The 15,982-nt window shown below is 45.0% G+C and carries 9 protein-coding genes; 3 read left to right on the forward strand and 6 right to left on the reverse strand.

Going from position 1 to position 15,982, the window contains the following annotated elements; translation table 11 throughout:
• Positions 1–70 precede the first annotated feature (70 nt).
• The 6 genes from OB236_RS32825 to OB236_RS32850 all read right to left on the reverse strand — a co-directional run bounded on the left by OB236_RS32825 (position 71) and on the right by OB236_RS32850 (position 12,757).
• A complete protein-coding gene (locus tag OB236_RS32825) occupies positions 71–3,634 on the reverse strand; it encodes a chitobiase/beta-hexosaminidase C-terminal domain-containing protein (protein WP_262687790.1) in 3,564 nt (1,187 codons plus the stop codon).
• Positions 3,635–3,923: 289 nt separating this feature from the next.
• The gene (locus tag OB236_RS32830) at positions 3,924–5,756 is read right to left on the reverse strand and encodes a hypothetical protein (RefSeq protein WP_262687792.1); all 1,833 of its coding nucleotides are present in this window, start codon (positions 5,754–5,756) and stop codon (positions 3,924–3,926) included.
• A gap of 239 nt (positions 5,757–5,995) precedes the next feature.
• Positions 5,996–7,252: an efflux RND transporter periplasmic adaptor subunit gene (locus OB236_RS32835; protein WP_262687794.1), complete on the reverse strand. Its 1,257-nt coding sequence runs from the start codon at positions 7,250–7,252 to the stop codon at positions 5,996–5,998.
• A 14-nt stretch (positions 7,253–7,266) separates the two neighbouring features.
• Entirely contained in the window at positions 7,267–10,368 is a 3,102-nt protein-coding gene (locus OB236_RS32840) for an efflux RND transporter permease subunit (RefSeq protein ID WP_262687795.1), read from the reverse strand.
• A gap of 335 nt (positions 10,369–10,703) precedes the next feature.
• Entirely contained in the window at positions 10,704–12,083 is a 1,380-nt protein-coding gene (locus OB236_RS32845) for a HAMP domain-containing sensor histidine kinase (RefSeq protein ID WP_262687796.1), read from the reverse strand.
• Positions 12,080–12,757: a response regulator transcription factor gene (locus OB236_RS32850; protein WP_262687797.1), complete on the reverse strand. Its 678-nt coding sequence runs from the start codon at positions 12,755–12,757 to the stop codon at positions 12,080–12,082. The genes OB236_RS32845 and OB236_RS32850 overlap by 4 nt, the downstream gene beginning before the upstream one ends.
• A gap of 242 nt (positions 12,758–12,999) precedes the next feature.
• Here OB236_RS32850 and OB236_RS32855 point away from each other — a divergent pair, with 242 nt between their 5' ends.
• Genes OB236_RS32855 through nagA form a run of 3 tightly spaced genes read left to right on the forward strand, consistent with a single transcriptional unit; the run spans position 13,000 to position 15,776 of the window.
• Complete coding sequence (locus OB236_RS32855; RefSeq protein WP_262687798.1) at positions 13,000–13,845, forward strand: MurR/RpiR family transcriptional regulator; 846 nt, start codon at positions 13,000–13,002, stop codon at positions 13,843–13,845.
• An 18-nt stretch (positions 13,846–13,863) separates the two neighbouring features.
• The gene (gene nagB / locus OB236_RS32860; protein WP_262687799.1) at positions 13,864–14,589 is read left to right on the forward strand and encodes a glucosamine-6-phosphate deaminase; all 726 of its coding nucleotides are present in this window, start codon (positions 13,864–13,866) and stop codon (positions 14,587–14,589) included.
• Positions 14,589–15,776, forward strand: coding sequence for an N-acetylglucosamine-6-phosphate deacetylase (gene nagA, locus OB236_RS32865; RefSeq protein ID WP_262687800.1), 1,188 nt, complete (start codon positions 14,589–14,591; stop codon positions 15,774–15,776). Before nagB ends, nagA begins: the two co-directional genes overlap by 1 nt.
• Positions 15,777–15,982 lie beyond the last annotated feature (206 nt).

Consider the following 15,982-nt stretch of genomic DNA (forward strand, 5'->3'; position numbering starts at 1 on the left):
AAAAAAGAACCATCGACCAGGGATATTCCCTAAGCTATGGTTCCACGGATTCTCGTAAGAAATTCTATTTCTATTGGATGAGCACCGCTCCCACTTGTTTCAGGAGCATCCGTACATCGGTTTCATCAAACTTATTGTCACCGTTCTGATCAGTTTTATTATTAATATCTATTAATACCTTGTTTATCGTTCTACGTGGGAACATGAGTTCTTCACTCGTAACCATTCCGTTTTTGACAGCTATGGCTTTCAGAGTCTGGGTCGATAACAAATTAGGCTTGTTACTTGAGTTGTACAAGCTGCTTGCTGTAGTCGGTTCCGAGCCATCCAGTGTAAAGTAGATTGCTGCACCCGATGTTGATGTAGACAGAGTAACCTGCTTCGTCGTGTCATTTATGTATAAAGAATCCAATGTAGGGGTCGCTACTTTATTCGCTTCGAACACACCGTATGTTGAAAAATGTGTGACTTTTACAGACGCAACTCCCGTGTTATCGATCTCTGTTTTCTGATACTCCCAACTTAGAGTTGATGGATTATAGTAGAAGACGCCTATTTTACTTCGATTCGCATTGGTATTCGTAGGAATCGTGAACTTCACAGGCTTTAAAGGATCAATTATAATCCCTGTCAGTGTGAACTCCAAAGTCTTACCTGCAGATACCATACCTGTACCGCTTGTATTCAGCGGGGTTACTTCCGTTACTGACACTTTGGCATTAGGCCCAAAAGTCGATCCTGTAAAATCAATTGTAGTGCCACCTGCCAACGTGACTATCGGCTGTGCTGCTGTTACAGCGACTTCCTGTTGACCACCAGTCGATCCACTAACAGCTCTTGTGATGGTTAATGAGTAGGTTAGTTTAGTAGTGCCGTCAGGTGCAGTCACTACAACTGTAAACACATTCGCCCCTTCATTTAAATTGACTGGTTGACCCAAAGTCACTTCAACGCCTGTGCTCAATTTGATGGTTATCCGAGCTCCCAATTCATAAACAGCGTTCGTTATCGTGGTCGTGTACACTGCGTTCGATACACTCGCAGATAAATTTCTATTGGCATCTGGAGAGATTGTTACGCCTTCAACTTTCAACGAGCCTAAAGTAGCATTATTGAACGATGCAGGAGCCGCACGTGTAATCTTGATATCATAATTTTTTCTAGATATGTTATCAGCGGCAAGTCCATGCACGTGTACCGTCGTAACCCCTTCTGTAAGATCAGTAACCTTAATAGTCATCGGATTCGTCACAGAGGCTTGGGCCGTTCCCCCTGATGGCTGATCAATACTGTCAAATACAACAGTTGCTGCTGCATCTGTCATAGTGACATCAAGCGCTGTATTCTTAATTTCATTGCTGACACTTAAACTAAAAACTGGTGGTTCGACAGTGTCTGAGTAGCCTAAAGCAGTAGTTTGAAGCTTGATCGATTCAATACTTGCACTACTTGGTAGCGTATATGGATTGGCCTCTTCTCCATTACCTCCGCTGACGAATAAGCCAGACTTCAAATAAACAACAGGGTGAACTCTCTTACTTTGCCAATTACTTGCCAGAAAGCCTTCAGAGTCAACACTATACATATAGATATTACTACCAGCATGAGCAGGATTCATCAAAAACCAATCCGAACCCAAAAACCGATTCAACACGCCAGTCCCTGCTAATGATTGATACTGCGGTATCGATAGCAGCCCTACCGCTGCCATGACTCTATGCTCATCACTCCATCTGGATACTGACCCTGTCGAATAGATTGTATTATCAAATGGATACAAGGAAATAAGATTTTTTCCGTTGCCCAGACTATTTAAAAATGAATGATTCAAGTAATGTGCAATACTGTAAGTGCGCTGAGGATCAAATCGATATCCGTCATTTACCAATTCACCTTCTGAGCTCCATTCAGAACCATAACCATCCCAGTCGCATTCACTGGACTCATATCCATAAGCGCAACCTCTATACGCTTCAAGAAGAGTCAACTGCCGCTTATTTGAATCCGTTACTATCCATTTTTTTCCACCCAATGAGAGGATGCTACCATTGTTGATAACAGTCGTGTTGTTCGCATGCTGCAGAACAGGTCCTTCTTTGAAAATAACTAGATGATAGTCATTATAACCTTCCGAACCTGAAACTCGAATGTTCAAATCGTTGCTGCCGTATGTCAGATTGGAAAAAGTGATTTCCCCATTGGTAGCATTCACAGGTGTATAAACCGCTCTTGAATCACCCAAACCTATATTAGCTGCTGCTAACTTGGAAATGTTGATTTTGAGTGTATTTGTTACAGGACTTACCACTGCATCATATACATTTTGTGCATTTGAAAATGTAGGACTTAAAGCCACATTTGCAGAGTTATCATCCTTTACCGTCAAGCTTCCAAAACTAAGCTTATCATCATAATTAACCGTGATTTGACTAGCTTCACTTGAATTTCCGGCACCATCGTAATATTTAATATAAATGGTTTTGGGACCTGTTCCATTTGAAAGAGTATACGGGGCCTGATAAGGAACCTGCGATTCCAGAGGTTTATATTCTAAAACATTCTGGAAAGAAAAGTACTCAGTCTCCGATAACACATATTCAACTACTCCTGAACCAACATCTGTAGCTGACAAATCAAGCAGGATAGAGCGACTGAAAGTTGTACCCCCCGCAGCTATGCCATGAACGGCTATAGATCCTGTGGGAGCTATGTTATCCTCGATATATGTAATATCTGCCCACTCGTACAAGCCGCTTTCAAATTTTATTCCTATCTTTTGTGTAGTATCCGCCACATCTTCGATTAGCGGATTGGTCAAACCTGCTTCCGCAGTAAATTCCAGAGTTACAGTCTGGCCTGCTTCAATATGGGTAGCAGAACTAGGATAAATCATAATTATGCCGTCACCATCATAGATTTCGTTTACCGCGATACCGTTCAGAGTTACCATGGATGGGTCCATGGAGTACAGAGCACTAATTAAATCAGACGGAAGCACCGGATATATAGGATTTTCATAATCTATTGTTTCCCGAGTCCTGTAGGTAAGCTTATAGCTTACGTTCCGTGCGCCCTCGTACTGATTGCTCAGAACGACTGCTAATGAACTGCTTTCTATGGTTACCGGAATACTAACAGGATCTATATCCGACGAAGTCCACAGGAGAATATTTTTGGTACCCCCTGTCGCAGGATTCGATAATGCTTCTTTGATAATAGACAATTTCACTACAGATCCGGCAGAGACAACATTTGCAATCTGGATTTGTAACTGCTGTCCGCTAACAACAATGGAGCTTGCTGCCAAATCGTTAACCGTAACGATAGGAATATACTGATAGATTTGATTAGTAGCAAAATTAATATATTTATGATCCTCATCATTATTAATTTTGAAATCTGCTGGATAATTAACGGTAATCACACTACTGCTACTCAATGCGTTTGTGGCTGTAAATTGAAAGTCCCATGTATTGTTATTTCCTGCAAGTATCGTTTCCGGATAGGTAGAAACCGTAGGCGAACTGACAGAAGTGCCTGCCACAGCCTGTGCCTTGTCCACATATAACAGCATCACCCCTGCCAATACAACAATCAGGCAGCCAATAATGGCCATTGCCTCTTTCAAAACCAATGTTTCCGCTAACCTCCGTTTGAATTTGAAACCCAAGTATGTACGCATAGCCCTGTCATTCCTTCTTTCTATATAAACTATTAATGATGATTATTGTTAATGATATCTACTATCTAGTTTATCTTATTTTTAGAAAGAAATCTGTATTTCCATTGTTAAATTTCATACATTTCCTATGTGAATTTGGTTTGTAGACTCCTGAATATACACAAATACATCCCTCTTCGCAGTATGCAAGGAGGGATGTACATATTTTCCATATAAATTCCATTTAATTTGGTGCTGTACCTTACTGCTGTAATGTCTTCACAAGCCGTTTGGCCACACCATTAGGCGTCTCAATAGTTTCATATAATTTAATGGTCAATGGATATTCCTGCTGCTCGCTCTTGATGTTGCTGATCTGAATCGTCTGCTCGCCGCTGATCAGCATGTCGGTTCCTGTGAACGGTACCGATTGCGAACCGAGTGTCCGACCCAACCCATCAACAAGCTCAATAGTGAATTTCGGGAAGTTGTCATCAACGACGACATCCTCAACTCGGTCCACAGTCAAATTCATCTTCATCTTATATGAATAGGTTACAGGTAATCCGGCATTGGTATATGCAGACATCGTCCAATCGTTTAGTGTGACATTAAATGGATAGAACGCCATCACGGAGCTATCCACATCATCGATCTGTACAGCGGTTTGGAATCCGGCAATCGTCGTACTGTAAGGTGCAGAAGTCAGATTGTCCAGCAGCTTGATACCAAGCTGTTCACCCTTCTCCGAGGCTGGAACCATAAACGAATAGCTCACTACATAGCTCAGGTTCGGCATCAAATTAGCTGCTGTTGCCGTTTGGCGAGAACCTGCATAGCTGGAGCCGTCGCTGCCTACCAGCTCTGTTTGAAAAGCGGGAAGTGTAACGGTTTGATCGCTTTTATTTTGCAATCTGAATTTGGCGACTACGCTTTTAAAGCCTGACCCTGTATTCTCATGCATATGAAGCTCCATTAAAGAGACCTGCGTGCTGGAATCCAATAAACGGTTCAATGGATCGAAGGCAATCGGAGTGCCTATTGCGTATGCAGGCAGCGTGTTAGGTAAAGCAACAGCATCTGCCGCCACTTCGATTTTCAAGCGTCCGACATCAAACCCAGGCGTGCTGGACGGTGTTGCCGCAGCGGTACCCGCTGAACCCCCTGCTGCTCCTGCTCCGGCAGTTCCGGTGGAAGCCGCAAAAGTTTCTGTCGTCATCATCAGCAAGCTTTGCAGCTTGATGCCTTTATCTGTCGGGATCAAATATTGAATATATTTGCGGTCACCCGCGGCCAGTACAATTGGATTCGCATCAGCTCGTTTACCGGCATAAATTTGATCTCCAGCTTTGCCATCCAAACGGAAGCCAGGCACCGTTTCACTAGCTGTACCCGGATTTTCTGCCAGCAGAGTTACGACCTGGGTATGCACACCCTTTTCATCCGTCTGCTCGGTCAAACTGGTCGTTGTGAATTTAATTGGAGATGGAGATTCAGGAACCATAAACGTATCTCCCCACGCTTTTATAAAAGCAGGATCGGTAATATCAGGCTTGGCGGCATTCCACACGGACGTTATGGGCAGGCTCAACCGAACTGTTTCCTGTTTGGGATACACATATTCATCCACTTCCACAAAAGACATTCCTGTTAACGTAATATCGTCCTGACGGTCTACTGTAACCATACCCGTTAGCTCCACATTTTCCATCGCCAGCATCGACTTCGGGTTGGATGCACTAGGTGTAACCTTATATTCGCTGCCGTCAGAAGCTTGGACGCGAATTTCATAATCGGGAACCCGCTTCATCTGAGTCGTATTATTATGAAGACGGACAACCGTACCAATACGTGTGCCCTCAGCTGATTTACTGATGGACAAGCTTTTTATGCTCGCTTGAATCGAGTCTGTTAACGGATAGGCGGCTGCAGTTGGCGTAAGTACTTGTGTCTGTACCTGTGTTCCTGACTCCTGTACAGGTACAGCGTCTGCCAGTGCCATTGAAGGGACAGCTGATATGACTAAAGACATGGACAGCAAGGTGCTGCCGAGCGTAGTTTTCCATTTCGGTGCTGCAGTTAAGTTCTTTCTCATGTTTGTATAGCCTCCTCTAAGTTCAAGGACAGAAATCGACGCTGCTGACTTCTATCCTTACTGCTCTGTTCAATCTGATTAAATCCGTGTTCCGACATATGGGCTTCTGTATGAATATTGACTGGTTAATCCGTATTCCGTTTTTCTACCTTTTCATATCTTCCTCTGTATATTTATCTATTTATCTATCTCTATCTTTATCATTCTATAATTGCTTTTACGGATTTCTAACGGTTTGGTTACTTGGCAACTTCAACCTTTTGCCCATTTTTCAATTGATGCTGACCGGAAACAACTACAGATTCTCCTGCTTTCACACCCTCCAACACCTCCTGAAATGCATCTTTGACGCGTCCAAGCTTGACCGCACGTTTCTCTACCTGATCACCATTCAGTATGAAAACAAAGGCTTCATTGCCCTCTCTGACGATGCTCAAGCTTGGAACAGCAAGCCCCTGCTCCTCCTGAGGACTGGTCAATTGCAGCTGAACACGGCTGCCGGGCTTGATCGAACCATCCGGATTTGCCAAATCCAGTTCAATCGGAAAAGCTTTTGTCGTGCTGTTCATCTGATTGGCAAGGAACGTCACCTTGGCTGTTTTTTTGTTGGCAGGGTTATCTGCACTATAGAAGGTGAGCTCCTGCTTGTTATTAACCAGCTTGGCTGCTGACTCTGTCAAATCGGCTTTGATTTTGAGCGGGTCAAGCTGTTGTACCTGACCAATCTTGGCAGTACGGGACATATTCATACCCACCTCAGCTGTCAGATCTGTTAAAACACCCGTAATTGGCGCCTTGATCTCATAATTGCCGACAGCATTGGCCGCGTCCTCTACACTTAGCCGCGCTGTCGCTACCTGTGATTCCTGAGAGGCAATCGGGTTGGTTTTATCTAGGGCATCCAGCTTGTTCTGAACAGATTGCACATCCAGCCGCGCGTTAGTCACGAGCGTTTCCGCCTGATCCACTTGACGTTTGGTCACCGTACCGGCCTCAAAGTCATTGCGAGCTTTGTTATAGTCCTTTTCCACATTACTTAATTGCTCATTAGCCTTGACCAGCGAGCTTTGCAGATCAACCCGGCTGTTGTTCTGGTCTTCAATCGATTTGCGAAGTGATTCCTCCGCACCTTTAAGTGATTGCTCGCCCTTTTGCATTTGCAGTCGGGCATCTCTAGCATCCAGACGGACAATAACATCACCCTGATTAACAAGCTCACCCTTTTTCTTCAAAACCTCCAAAACCTGTCCGTCGGCTTTGGGTATGACATCAATTTGTACTGCGGCGCTGACATCCGCGATTTGTTCCTTGGGATCACCCATACTTTGCTGTACAATGGCAGCTACTTTAACTGGTCTGTTCTGCGACTGCACGGCTGCCGCTGCCTGCGGCTGTGCCGGGCTTGAGCACCCCGCCGCCAATGCGGTGACTACTAGAAGAATGCCGACGGTCCTTGAGCCACTGCCGAAGCTTTTCTTTGACATTTGATTATTCATATCCCTTCTCTCCCTTACATCTCTATAGTTGTATTAGCTTTTGATTTTGGCTTGCGCTGCCTCCATTGACCCATACGCTTTTTGCTCGATTCAATTAACTCATAAACGACTGGCACAACAACCAGCGTTAGAATCGTGGATGTCGTCAGCCCCCCAATTACAACAACGGCCAAACCTTTTGAAATCAATGTGCCTTTTGTCAATCCAAGTGCCAAAGGCATCATCGCCATAATCGTAGCCCCTGCTGTCATAATAATCGGTCTGAACCGAACCATCCCTGCCTCTACAAGCGCATGGCGTACAGTGTATCCCTCCTCACGCAGCTGCTGGGCGCGGTCGATAAGCACTATGGCATTGGTAACGACAATACCGATTAACATCATAAAACCGATCATTGAGGTCACATCGAGCGACTGCCGGGTGATTAACAATCCCAACAACCCGCCAATTGCCGCCAACGGTAGGGAGAACAGAATCGCGAATGGAGCACCCGCATTACCAAAGGCTAATACCATTACGAGATATACGACAGCGATAGCTACTGCCATAGCTACAAACAATTGTGAGAAGCTCTTATTGATATCGGCGCTTACTCCCTTAACTTCGCGGGATATGCCATCAGGCAGTGCCACCTTGCCAAGCTCACTAGATATCTTCGTACTGACCGCCGATTTATTGACCGAATCAATCTTGGCTGTGATCTTCAGTACTTGCTCCTTACTCTCACGTTGAAGGGACAACGGAGCTTCAACCTCCGTCAGCTTCGCAACCTCATTTAAATAAATCGTTGAGTTTTGAGCTGTTTTGAGCGGGATTTTTCCCAGCTTTTCGATTGAATTTTTATCTGCTTTGGATAGCTGTACAGTTGTTGTATAAGTTACATTGTCGAACTGGATATCTCCAAGCTGGTCCTTCATAATCCAGCTTCTTGCGGTATCACGAACCTGTGAGGTGCTGAGTCCAAAGGTTCTAGCTTTACTTTGGTCAACTGTAATTTGCACCTGAGTCTTGGAATCACTGAGTGAATCTTCAACCTCGCTCAGCTCCGGATACTCCTCCAGTTTTTGCTTGATTGTGACGGCTGCTTCTTGTAATAAAAGTTGATTATCACCTTTTAAGGAGTACGAGAAATCAGTTGATGAGACACCACCGCCACCACCAGCCAGCGATTTGGGCGTTACTTCTGATCCTTTCGGCAGCTCATACAGAATACGTTCCTTGAAATCCTTTTTCACTTCATCGGGATCGGCCTGGGCATTAACCTCCGTATAAATCTCGGCCATATTGGCTACCTGATCCTTACCACCACCGTAGCCTACAAGTGCTTCAACAAACGTAAACAGCGGCTGACCCTTGCTATCCTTGGCTTCCTGCATCATTGCTTCCAATTCCTTAGAAATCTGATCGGTTCCATTGATCGAGGTTTCATTAGGCAGCTTGACCTGAAAATACATCTGGCGTTCGGAACCGCTGCTTGGTATGAAGCTGACAGCCAAATTCGGAACAATCGCAGCTATCGATACGACAAACAACAATCCTGAAATAATTAATGTTTTAAAGCGATGGGACAAGCATGCTTTCAAGATCTTTTCGTACAGTGTCATGAATCTGCCTTTTTTGTTTTCGTCGTGATGGACAATCTTGTTATTATTAAGCACGAGCAGCTTGGCCATCATCGGGATTACTGTCAAGGCTACCAGCAAAGAAGCCAGCATTGCAGTAGCAACCGTGATTGCAAAAGGTCGGAATAGCTCACCCACGATACCACTTACCATCCCGATTGGAGCAAATACGCCAACTGTTGCAAGCGTTGATGAAGTAATCGCCATCGCTACCTGCTTCGTTGCGAGCTTGATGACCGATTCGTTACGCTCCTGTGCCTTCTGCAGCGATGCATATATATTCTCGATAACGACAATGCTATCATCGACGACCCGGCCTACCGCAATAAATATGCCTCCGAGCGTCATCGTGTTCAAGGTGATCCCGAATTGCGAAATAACGAGCAATGTGATCATAATCGATAAAGGAATCGACACAAGAACAATCAGCGTCATTCTTACATTTCGCAAAAAGATCAAAATCATCAAGGAGGCCAATAAAGCTCCTGTTATACCTTCCTTTAACATGCCGCTAATCGATTCCTTAACTTCATCGGCACTGTTATATACCGACTTAAAAGTTATATCAGGAATAGACGTTTCCCATTTCTTGATCAACAGGTCGGTCGCATCCGAAAAATCGACTGCGTTCGCATTGCTTGTTTTAAATAAATGAATCCCAAGTGCAGGCTTATTATCCAGACGTGCAATAAATTCTGAATCGGTCACAGCCTGAACCTTCGCTACCTGCTTCAGCATCAATGTGCTGCCATTGCCTGCGGCGATCTCCATATTTTCCAGGTTATACAGACTATCGATGTTACCTGTTACACGAGCTACCTTCGTATTACCGTTAAAATCCACGGTTCCGATGGCACCGTTAGCCAATGTGTTTTTCAAAGTCGTGCTCACCTGAACGGGAGTTAATCCGAAACTGGTAAGCGCATCGGCGTCCAGCTCAATATCAAGTGAGGTTTCTCGCGCACCAATCGAATCGATATGATCCATACCAGGTATAGACTCCAAGCCCGGCTTGATTTGATCCTCATAAATTTTATCAAGCTCGGTCTGGCTCATCCCGTTGTCGGCATAAATGGCCAAGTAGTAGGCCGGAATCGAAGCAAAACCGAAGGTGGAAGCCTTAGGTCTTTCCGCCGTTGCAGGCAGTCTCACTTCCTGAACGAGACTCTCAATCTCCTGCTTTTTCTTATCGATATCTACTCCTTGCTCGAATTGAACGATGACCGTTGAAATATTATCGCTGGAGGTGGATGTTAATGTGTCCAGGCCTTCAACATTGGAAATCTTATCCTCAATCGGCTTCGTGACCTCCTTCATCACGTCTGTAGGGGATGCCGGATAGGTCGTGGAAACCAATACTACCGGAAAAGAGATGTTCGGCATATTTTCAACTTTAATCGTATAAGCCGAATACAGCCCTCCACCTAACAGAATAGCGACTATAATCAAAATCGCCGCCACATTTTTCATTGAGAAGCTTGTAAGCTTGTTCATGGGTTTCCCTCCTGTGAGTCTTGCATCAGCATGAATGTAAGCTGAGCTTTTTCTGTAGTAAAACTGATTTCGTTCGCATTAACAGTGATTTTTCTAACGAAATGTATGACTGACATCAATTAGCGCAAGCTAAGTTAACTAGCAAAACGACTAATTTCGTTGTTATCTGCAGCCAAGCATACATAACCAATATGAACTCAATATGAACGGTAGCGCTTTCTTTCTCTACCAAATGCAAAAAAACCATGGAGAGCTTGCTCCATGGCATTAATCTTTGATATTGCAAAGTATTCATATCCTAAATATTTTAATTAATTACATTTACCGCTATCGATTTAATGCCCGATACTCGCGATTGGCATACTTGGCAAAGTAACTGAAAATGATGAGCCATTACCTGGCGCACTCTGAATACTGATTTTCCCTCCATGCAGCAGCACTATTTTATTAACAATTGCCAGACCAAGACCACTGCCGCTATGCTCGCCTGTCCGTGACTTGTCCGCTTTGTAGAAGCGCTCAAAAATTCGCACCTGATCTTCCTCGGAAACCCCGATCCCTTGATCAGAGATATTGACTGTGATCTCATTTGTGGTTTGCTTTACCTGGATATGGATCCATCCGCCTTGATGCGAGAATTTAATGCTATTCGTAATTAAATTCGTCCACACCTGATTGAGTAAATCCTCATCGGCACATATTTTGATACTGGGCATATTCAACTCAAATTCGATTCCTTTCGCAGACCATTGTGGCTCGCAAGCAACAATCACATGACGAATTTGTTCATCCAAGTCGTAGGTATGCGGCTGATAAGGATGATGCATGGATTCCAACGAAGCCAGCTTTAACAAATTTTCGCTCATACGCGACAAGCGCTCACTCTCCGATTGGATGATCTCCAGATAGTACAACCGCTCCTCTTCCGGCATTTTATTGCTGCGAAGTGCCTTTGAAAACCCGGAAATCGACGTTAACGGCGTCTGAATCTCATGCGACACATTGGATACAAAATCCTGCCGCATCTGTTCCAGCTGTTTGAGCTCCAGAGCCATTTCACTAAAGCTTTGTGCAAGCATTCCCAGCTCATCCTTACGCTTTCTCAGCTTCCAATCCATATTAAAATCACCCTTGGATATCCGTTTGGTCGCCTCAGTCATCACCCTCAACGGTTTAACCACATAACGTGCAGCCACGAAAATGAACAAGCTTCCCATCATCAGCGTAATTAGTAACGAAGTACCAACCACCTTCTGCAGCGCACCTTCCTTGTTGTGCCTTGAATATTGAAAAAATATCGCATAACGCATCGAATCCATCTGGAATGGAATGCCCACTAAGATCTGATCGGGAAAACCGGTCTCGCTTCGGTACATCTCTCCGCCTCGCACCAGATCGACCACCTGCTCAGCAATATCCACCTTTTCTTTGGGCTCGGTTTCCCCATACACGCTTTTATGTTTGTCATCGTCATATAGAGTAATATAAAAATCAATTATTCGACTGACACTAGTCAAATATTCATCGGTTTTATCTTTTTGCAGCAAGTTCAACGTATGTACCACGTCCTTACCATTTCTCATCATCGTATCCTGGATCTCTTCCCTAACCAGGTTCGTATAAATTAAAGATGACAAAAAAAACGCCGATACCAACCCGAACAGAACAGCCGCCAAAAAAGTAAGCACCACACGTACATACAACGTTTTAATCATGACCTTACCTCAAGCTTGTAGCCCAACCCGCGAATCGTCACGATACTGAAATTGTCACCAGCTTCTGGGAAACGCTCCCTGATTCTCTTGATGTGGACATCGACAGTCCGGTCATCCCCTTCGTAATCCATCCCCCAGATTTGTTCGATGAGCTGATTACGCGTAAAAATTTGATTAGGATGACTAAACAGCTTGAACAGCAGCTCGAATTCCTTTAGCGGCAGTGTGGTTCTTACCCCATTGATAATGATTTCGTAGCTTTGCCGATTTAATTCAATATCTCCGAACTGCACCTTTTGCGAAGCTACGATCCGGTATCTTTTCATCAAGGCCTTAACTCGTACAACCAGCTCCTCCGGATCGAACGGTTTTACCAAGTAATCATCGGTACCCAGTTGAAATCCTTTTACCTTGTGACCGGTCTCGCCCTTGGCCGTTATCATGAGCAGCGGCAGATTCGGATATGCTGCGCGCAGCTCGACACACAAATCCCATCCATCCATCTCCGGCATCATAATATCCAGAATAACGAGATCAATTCGGGTCCTCTCCATCTCCTGCAAAGCTTCCTTACCATGGCCTGCCTCTACAACATCAAAACCTTCCTGCCGTAAATATACCTTAATTAACTCACGAATATGAATATCGTCATCGACGATCAATAGGGTGGCCACGAACATTCATTCCTTTCTAATACTTGATTCCCTACTATAATAAGCTGGTTATGCACGATTTTCTATGGAACTGAGAACACTAATATAGCATACCATCAATTTGCATACGATACCTAGTCAGACAGCGTCCCTTCCAACTTTTCACTTGAAAATATGATCTTAATTCGGTATAGTAAATATGTAAATTATTTTCTTTAATAAATAAATATTAAGTAAATTATTTTCAAAAAGAAAGGGTCACTATGCCGGGAATTTTAAGCGCTATTCAAGAACAAATGGGCTCCATGAGCCGCAAAGAAAAAGAACTCGCCGCATATATTATTGACCATTCAGCCAGTATGACTCAGATCGGAATTACGCAGTTGGCCCAAGACTCGGGCAGCAGTACAGCTACCATATCGCGTTTTTGCAAGATTTTTCACTTTGCCGGTTTCACCGAATTTAAAATCAAGCTGGCAGCCGAGCTCGCCCAACCACCAGCAGCCGCCCAATCGTATCAGGACATCATCGCCGACAACTCGCTCAGCAATATCGTCGCGGCGATGGAGGCAAATCATGTGCGGTCCATCACAGATACAACTCGCCTGCTCGATATGAAGCAGCTTCAGAGAGCGATCGATGCAATTGCCGCTGCTAGGCAAATTGATCTCTATGGTGTAGCTACATCAGGGCTGGTAGCACAAGATTTTTATCAAAAGCTGATACGGATTGGCAAGCGCAGTGTCGCCTTTTCCGATCCGCATATGCAGGTGACATCTGCATCCAACCTGACCAAAGGCGATGTCGCCATTGGCATCTCCTATTCCGGGGAAACTACAGAAACCATCGCCGCGTTAAAATGTGCTTCTGAGCACGGAGCTACCACGATTTCACTTACCAAATTCGGCACCCATGCGCTTACCTCACTTGCAGATATTTGCCTGTTCACATCCACACTTGAGGAAGGCATGCGCCGTGGTGACATGGCGTCCCGAATTGCTCAGCTGCACGTCGTTGATATTTTATTTGTAGGCTTGTTGAGTCAACAATTTGACCAGTTCGTCCCACGGCTCGAAACTTCATACCAAATGGTCCGCAAATACCGTTAACAAAGGAGCACCACTACTATGCATATATTAACCTTCGATTCTCATCAAAAATTACATGAATCCGGTGCAGGCATTATCATCGGCATGGTACAAACCAATCCAAGAGCTGTATTGGGGCTTGCTACCGGTGGTACGCCAATAGGCATTTATCAGGAAATCGTTAAAAGCTATCAACAAGGAATAGTCAGTTTTAAGGATACGACAACCTTTAATCTCGATGAATATGTCGGGCTGCCTGAGAATCACCAGGAGAGCTACCACAATTATATGAATACTCATTTGTTCGATTTGATTCAGCTGCAGCGCAGCCAAACCCACATTCCTGATGGCAATGCAGCCGATCTTGAAGCGGAATGCCAAAGCTATGATAAGCTGCTTGAGCAAGCGGGCCAAATTGATCTCCAGTTGCTGGGTCTGGGACACAACGGACATATCGGCTTCAACGAGCCTGACCATGCCTTGACCGGGTGCACACATATTGTGGAGCTTCGCGAGGAAACGCGCAAGGCAAATGCCCGTTATTTTGATTCTATCGACGAGGTACCGACACATGCATTAACTATGGGTGTAGGTACGATTTTGAAAGCCAAAATGATCCTGCTCATCGTCAAAGGTGGCGACAAAGCCGAGATCGTTCAACGCGCTCTGAAAGGTCCCATCACTACCGATTGTCCGGCATCCCTGCTGCAAACACATCCACATCTCGTCGTACTTCTGGATTCCGAAGCAGGGAGGTTATTGTAATGACCCTATCCCAACCCGATGTTTTTATTTATAATGCTGCAATCATAACCCCTCAAATCACTTTGCAAAAAGGTTGGATTCATCTCGTTAACGGCCTTATTCATACAATCGGAACTGAACAGGAATATGATATCTACTCAAGTAAGCTTGGAGCAGATACAGAAAAAATAGATGCACACGGGAGCTGGGTGCTGCCCGGTTTTATAGATATGCATGTGCACGGCGGCTATGGCCATGACTTCATGGATGCCGATGCTGAAGGCATCGATGCGATTACACGCTTCCACGGCATGAATGGTACCACCACCATGCTGGCTACGACTGTAACTGCTGCCAAAGAGGAGCTTGACCATGTATTGCAGCGGATAGGTTCATACCGTAATCAGACAATGCCTTATGCTCAACTGCTTGGCGTTCACTTGGAAGGTCCCTTTATTAATGCCAACTGGTGTGGTGCACAAAACCCTGCCTTTATCGTACCGCCCCAACCGGATTGGCTCTCGGATTGGACTCAGCGTTTTCCTGGGCTTATCCGTATGCAGACTTTGGCTCCTGAAACAGCAGGTGCTCTTGAATACATTGAAGCCTTGGTTGAGCATGGCATTATTGCTGCACTCGGTCATACCGATGCCAACTACGAGCAAGTCAATTCAGCTATTGAGCACGGGTTAAGTCAAGCCGTCCATACCTATAACGCTATGCGTGGGCTGCACCATCGGGAACCAGGCGCTGTCGGCGCTATTATGTCGAATCCGGCTATTCTTGGGGAAGTCATTGCAGATGGACATCATGTCCACCCCACAGCTATTCGTCTGCTCGTGCAAGCCAAAGGACCAGACGGCGTACTATTGATCACTGATGCGATGTCAGCAGCCGGTCTGGGCAACGGAGAATATGAACTTGGTGGACTTGCTGTTATTGTTCGTGACGGTGTAGCTCGATTGAAAGAAGGCAATAGTCTCGCTGGCAGTACCTTAACGATGATCGATGCATTCCGCTTTGTTGTTCATCAGGTTGGTGTCAGCGTCGAGCATGCGAGTCTAATGGCCAGTGGTAATCAGGCTAGACAGCTTGGCATAGATCAGATTACCGGCAGCTTACAGCCTGGCTTGCAGGCTGATGTACTGCTCGTTAATTCAGAGTTCGAGTTAGAACGGGTCTGGATCGGTGGACGTTCCATTCAGTAAAACTGAAAATACTATACGCAAAATAGTCTCGGTCCGTTATTACTACGGATCGAGACTATTTTGCTTTGTTCTTTCTTAGATCGAAGGCAAATACAAACCCAAATACAAAAAAACAGCTGATCACTAAGATCAACTGCTTCATCGTGCTTGGCAACGTCCTACTCTCCCAGAACCCTGCGGTTCAAGTACCATTGGCGCTGAAGGGC

The sequence above is a fragment of the Paenibacillus baimaensis genome (assembly GCF_025567575.1).